This window comes from Aeromonas sp. S2(2024), assembly GCF_041402505.1.
In the GTDB taxonomy this organism is placed as follows: domain Bacteria; phylum Pseudomonadota; class Gammaproteobacteria; order Enterobacterales; family Aeromonadaceae; genus Aeromonas; species Aeromonas media.
The window spans coordinates 1-1,336 of sequence record NZ_JBGLRL010000051.1 but is presented as its reverse complement, the minus strand read 5'-3'; the positions used below and the strand labels follow the sequence as shown (position 1 = coordinate 1,336).

General features: G+C 54.7%; 1 protein-coding gene. It reads left to right on the top strand.

Annotated elements, in window-relative coordinates:
• Positions 1-129: 129 nt before the first annotated feature.
• A complete protein-coding gene (locus tag ACB039_RS20870) occupies positions 130-1,296 on the top strand; it encodes an RNA-guided endonuclease InsQ/TnpB family protein (RefSeq protein WP_371166371.1) in 1,167 nt (388 codons plus the stop codon).
• Positions 1,297-1,336: the final 40 nt, after the last annotated feature.

Below are 1,336 nucleotides of genomic sequence, written 5' to 3'. Positions count from 1 at the left end.
TTAGCAGATGCCCCGTAAACCCTCGCCCAATCGGGCGGGGATATAAGGGGCGGTAACTCAATGTTTTCTATTGAGTGGTAATATTTTTACTGTATATAATTACAGTATCTCGACATTTAAGGTTTGCCGGTGAAAAGAGCCACAAAAGTACGGATTTACCCCACTGACGAACAGGCGGCATTTTTGAATGCTCAGTTCGGCGCGGTGCGGTTCGCGTACAACAAGGCCCTTCATATTCAAAGCCACATGTTCAAGCGTCACGGGGTCTCACTGAAACCGAAACGCGACCTGAAGCCCTTGCTGGCAGTGGCAAAAAAGTCGCGCAAATACGGCTGGCTGAAAGAGTACGATTCACTCGCCTTGCAGCAGGCGGTAATCAATCTGGACAAGGCGTTTGTCAACTTCTTCAACCCCAAGCTCAAGGCGCGAATGCCAACGTTCAAGAGCAAACGGGGCAGGCAATCGAGCTATCACCCCAATGGCAAAGTGCTGGCCGACGCTATCCAGTTACCGAAGATGACGCCCATCAGGGCGGTCATTCACCGAGACATAATCGGCGTGGTCTCCAGTATCACAGTCAGCCGTGGCCCGACAGGGAAATACTATGCGTCCATCCTTTGCGATGATGGCTGCGAGGCCCCGGCCAAGCCCACCTTCATCACCGACGTGACCGGCTGTGATATGGGGCTATCCCACTATCTCATCCAGTCCAACGGAAAGAAAACGGATAACCCGCGCCACCTTGTCAATGCCAGCCGCAATCTACGGCGCAAGCAAAAGGCACTGTCTCGCAAGAAAAAGGGCAGCGCCAACCGTGGCAAGGCAAGCCGGCAACTGGCAGCCCTGCACGAACGGGTAGCCAATGCCCGCGCCGATTTTCAGCACAAACTCTCCCGCACGATGGTTGACGATAGTCAAGCGATCATCGTGGAGACATTGAAATCAGCGAACATGATGAAAAACCACAAACTGGCCCGCGCCATAGGCGATGCTGGCTGGCATGGTTTCATCATGAAGCTGGAGTACAAGGCTCAAGCGGCGGGTCGCCACCTAATCAAACTCGATCAGTGGTTTGCCAGCTCGAAACTGTGTAGCGATTGCGGCCACAAGATGCCGGATATGCCGCTGCACCAGCGGCAGTGGGCATGTCCGGCGTGTGATGCAGAGCATGACCGCGACATCAACGCAGCCATGAATATCCAGCAGCAAGGCATATTGGAATTAAAGGCGGCGGGACTCGTCGTTTCTACCCATGGAGGCCAGCGTCAATCTGCCAATTCGGCAGTAGCGGCCTAAGAAGTGGGAAGCCTCGCCGCTTGCGGCGGGGAGCAGTCAC